The 3,713-nt window shown below is 73.1% G+C and carries 5 protein-coding genes; 4 read left to right on the top strand and 1 reads right to left on the bottom strand.

The annotated features are described in order from the left end of the window. Nucleotides 1-367: ATP-binding protein (locus E1283_RS33705; protein ID WP_341829977.1), on the top strand; the 367-nt coding region annotated here is incomplete at its 5' end. Continuing rightward, nucleotides 364-1,029: a response regulator transcription factor gene (locus E1283_RS33700; protein ID WP_132821969.1), complete on the top strand. Its 666-nt coding sequence runs from the start codon at nt 364-366 to the stop codon at nt 1,027-1,029. The genes E1283_RS33705 and E1283_RS33700, both read left to right, overlap by 4 nt. A gap of 43 nt (nt 1,030-1,072) precedes the next feature. On the opposite strand, the gene E1283_RS33695 is transcribed toward E1283_RS33700, so the two are convergent. After that, on the bottom strand, nt 1,073-1,606 hold the full coding sequence (locus tag E1283_RS33695; RefSeq protein ID WP_132821968.1) for an NUDIX hydrolase: 534 nt from the start codon (nt 1,604-1,606) through the stop codon (nt 1,073-1,075). A gap of 392 nt (nt 1,607-1,998) precedes the next feature. Here E1283_RS33695 and E1283_RS33690 point away from each other — a divergent pair, with 392 nt between their 5' ends. Both E1283_RS33690 and E1283_RS33685 read left to right on the top strand, forming a co-directional pair. Then, nucleotides 1,999-2,913 carry an ATP-binding cassette domain-containing protein gene (locus E1283_RS33690; RefSeq protein ID WP_132821967.1) on the top strand — a complete coding sequence of 305 codons (915 nt, stop codon included), beginning with the start codon at nt 1,999-2,001 and terminating at the stop codon, nt 2,911-2,913. Continuing rightward, nucleotides 2,910-3,662: an ABC transporter permease subunit gene (locus tag E1283_RS33685; RefSeq protein ID WP_243745291.1), complete on the top strand. Its 753-nt coding sequence runs from the start codon at nt 2,910-2,912 to the stop codon at nt 3,660-3,662. Before E1283_RS33690 ends, E1283_RS33685 begins: the two co-directional genes overlap by 4 nt. Nucleotides 3,663-3,713 lie beyond the last annotated feature (51 nt).

Raw genomic sequence — 3,713 nt, 5'->3', positions numbered from 1 at the left:
GCGCGTGACGCTGCGCCGCGCGGGGGCGGGCGGGCCGGTGCCGCCGATGGTGGAGCTGGCGGCGTACCGGATCGTGCAGGAGGCGCTGACCAACGTGGTGAAGCACTCGGCGGCCCGGCACGCGGCCGTGTCGGTCGTGGCGGGGGCGGACGGCCGGCTGACCGTGGAGGTCGTGGACGAGGGGCCGCGCCGGGCGGCCCCGCCGGGCGCCGGGCGGCCGGGGTTCGGCCTGCTCGGCATGCGGGAGCGCGCCGCCGCCGTGGGCGGCACGCTCAGCCACGGGCCGCAACCGGCGGGCGGATTCCGGGTGCTGGCCTCCCTGCCGACGGACGAACGGGTCCCGGTGGCGGAGGTGGTGGCCGGATGATCCGCGTGGTGCTGGCCGACGACCAGGCCGTGGTGCGGGCCGGGTTCCGGGCGTTGCTCGACCTGACCGACGACCTGGTGGTCGTCGCCGAGGCCGCCGACGGCGCGCTGGCGGTGGAGGCGGTGCGCACCACCCGGCCCGACGTGGTGCTGATGGACATCCGGATGCCCCGGCTCGACGGCCTGGCCGCCACCCGCCGGATCGCCGTGGATCCGGCGCTGCCCGACGTCCGGGTGCTGATCCTGACGACCTTCGGGGCCGACGAGTACGTCTTCGAGGCGCTGCGCGCCGGCGCCGCGGGCTTCGTGCTCAAGGACATCGAGCCGGCGGAGCTGCGGGCCGCGATCCGCACGGTGGCGGCGGGGCAGAGCCTCCTGTCGCCGGCCGTGACCCGGGGCGTGGTCGAGGAGTTCGCCAGGCTGCGCACGCCGCTTGCCGAAGGCGCCGCGCGGCTGGCGCCGTTGACCGCGCGGGAACGTGAGGTGGTGGCGCTGGTGGCGGGCGGACTCTCCAACGACGAGATCGGCGCCCGGCTGTCGATGTCCCCGCTGACCGCCAAGACGCACGTCAGCCGCGCCATGACCAAGCTGGGGGTGCGGGACCGGGCCCAACTCGTCGTGCTGGCCTACGAGACGGGCCTGGTGCGGCCCGGCCTGCGGTGACCGGCGGCAGCGCGGGAGCGCGGGAGCGTCCGCCGGTGGCGCGTCAGTGGACGGCCTCGTCCACCAGCAGGTAGAGCAGCCCGTTGAGCGTGGCGCCGCTCACCACCTCGCCGCGGTCGATCATCCCGCGGATCCGGTCGATCGGGACCCACTCGATCCGGTCCGACTCGTTCAGCTCGGTGGGCGGCCCGATGTGGGTGGCGTCCTCGGCGCGGAAGATGTGGTGCTGCGAGTCGGTGATCCCGTTGGCCGGCTCGGCGTAGAGCAGCGGCTTCATCGGGCCCGGGCGCCAGCCCGTCTCCTCCTCGACCTCGCGCGCCGCGGTCTCGACGGGCTCCTCGTCGGCCTCCACCAGGCCCATGGGCAACTCCCACGCCCAGGCGTCGGTGATGAACCTGTGCCGCCACATCATCAGCACCTCGCGGCGCGAGTTCACCACCACGGCCACGGCCAGGTGCCGCAATCTGACGACATGGTGTTCGAAACGCTGACCGTCCGGGAGTTCGACGTCGATGAGGCAGAGATTCAACCAGTGATTGCTGTAGATCCGCCGCTCGCCATACGTTTTCCACCGCATATGTCGTCCTCCGTCCGCCTGGTGCGAAACGTCGAGTATTCCAGACGGCGAACCCGCTCACCTGGGGCAACCATGCGCCCGCACACCACACTTGACCTGACGCAACCCTAACCCGAACCGATAGCGGGTTAACGCGCTATACCCGCTTTCCTCACCCCCGGCTCGTAGGCTCCGTCGGCTGTCGAACAGTTTCAGGGAGCCGTAATGCCCCAGCTGGGATTCACTTTCGAAGAGGTCGAATGAGGAGGGCGGGAAAAAGCCATGGACGCGACAAAGGGAATTCTCGGGCGAGATGGATCCCGACGACCCCGTACTCGCCTACTCCCGACGCGGTACGCACCGACTCCCGCCGGCGGACGACGTCCCGCCCGCCGGCTCCTAGCGTCGTCGGCATGATCGAGGCGACAGAACTGACCAAACGCTACGGCGAACGGACGGCCGTCGACGGGCTCTCCTTCACCGTCCGGCCGGGGCGCGTCACCGGCTTCCTCGGGCCGAACGGCGCCGGCAAGTCCACCACCATGCGGCTGATCCTCGGGCTCGACACGCCCACCTCGGGCACGGTACGGGTGGGCGGCCGGCGCTACCGGGAACTGGTCGCGCCGCTGCGCGTGGTCGGCTCCCTGCTGGACGCCGGGGGCGTGCACGGCGGCCGCTCCGCCCACGCGCACCTGGCCGGCCTGGCCGCGAGCAACGGAATCCCGCGACGCCGGGTCGACGAGGTGCTGGCCACCGTCGGGCTCGACCCGGCGACGGCACGCCGACGAACCCGCGGCTTCTCGCTCGGCATGGGCCAACGCCTGGGCATCGCCTGCGCGTTGCTCGGCGAGCCGGAGGTGCTGCTGCTCGACGAGCCGGTCAACGGCCTGGACACCGAGGGGATCAGGTGGATCAGGGGGCTGATGCGCTCGCTGGCCGCCGAGGGCCGCACCGTCTTCCTCTCCAGCCATCTGATGAGCGAGATGGAACTCACCGCCGACCACCTGATCGTCATCGGCCGCGGCCGACTGCTCGCCGACACCGGCATGCGGGAGTTCATCGAGTCCAACTCCCGGGCCAGAACGCTGGTTCGGGCGGCGGAGGCGGAACGGCTCCGCGACGTGCTCGACGCGGCGGGCGCGTCGGTGCGGCTCGACGCGCGCGGCGGCTGGCTGGTCGACGGCCTGGACGCGCCGACGATCGGCGCCCTGGCCCGCGCGCACGACCTGACCCTGCACGAACTGGCGCCGCGACGCTCCTCGCTGGAGGACGTCTACACGGCGATGGCCGCGGGGGCCGGCGACTACCGCACGGAGGTGGCGAGTTGAGCGCCGCGATGGAGTTCCGGCGGGCCCTGGCCCACGAGTGGATCAAGTTCCGCAGCGTGCGGTCCACGGTGTGGACGACGGCGGCGACGGCCGTGCTGCCGGTGCCCGGCGCGGTGTTCGTGGCCGCCACCGGCAGCCTCCAGCCGGACGACACCGTGCTCGGCGGCGGCCTCACCTTCACCGTGCCGGCGCTGATACTGGCCGCAGTGGTGGGCGCGCTGGTGATCTGCGGCGAGTACGGCAGCGGCACGATCCGCACCACCTTCGCCGCCGTGCCGCGCCGCGGCACGGTACTGGCCGCGAAGGCGACCCTCGTCGCGGCACTGCTGTACGCGCTGTCGCTGCCGGCCGCGACGGCCGCGTACCTGACCGCCGACGCGCTGCTCGACGGCGACCACGCCCAGGGCGACCCACTGCCGGCACTGCTCGGCGTCGCCGCCGCCTTCTCCGTCGCCGGCCTGCTGGGCCTGGCCGTCGGCACCCTGATCCGCCACGCGGCCGGCTCGGTGGCGACGGTGATCGCCCTGCTGCTGCTCCCGTCCCTGCTCGGTCCGCTCTTCGGCGAAGCCGAACGCTGGATCGCCGGCATGTCGCCGACGGCGGCGCTGGAGAAACTGATCCAGAGCTCGGACGCGAGCGTGGACGCCGTCGGCTCTCTCGGCGCGTGGCCGTCGCTGACGCTGGTCACCGGCTACACCGTTCTGGCCCTCTCGGCCGGAACCGCGTCCCTGCGACGGCGCGACGTCTGACGGCGCCGGCCCCGGGGTTCTCCCCCACCCACGCGCTCCGCGCGGCGAGAC

The organism is Streptomyces hainanensis (genome assembly GCF_004348415.1).
GTDB classification, from domain to species: Bacteria; Actinomycetota; Actinomycetes; order Streptomycetales; family Streptomycetaceae; genus Streptomyces; species Streptomyces hainanensis.
Note: the sequence above shows the minus strand (reverse complement) of the source record. Positions and strands in the feature narration are given on the sequence as shown.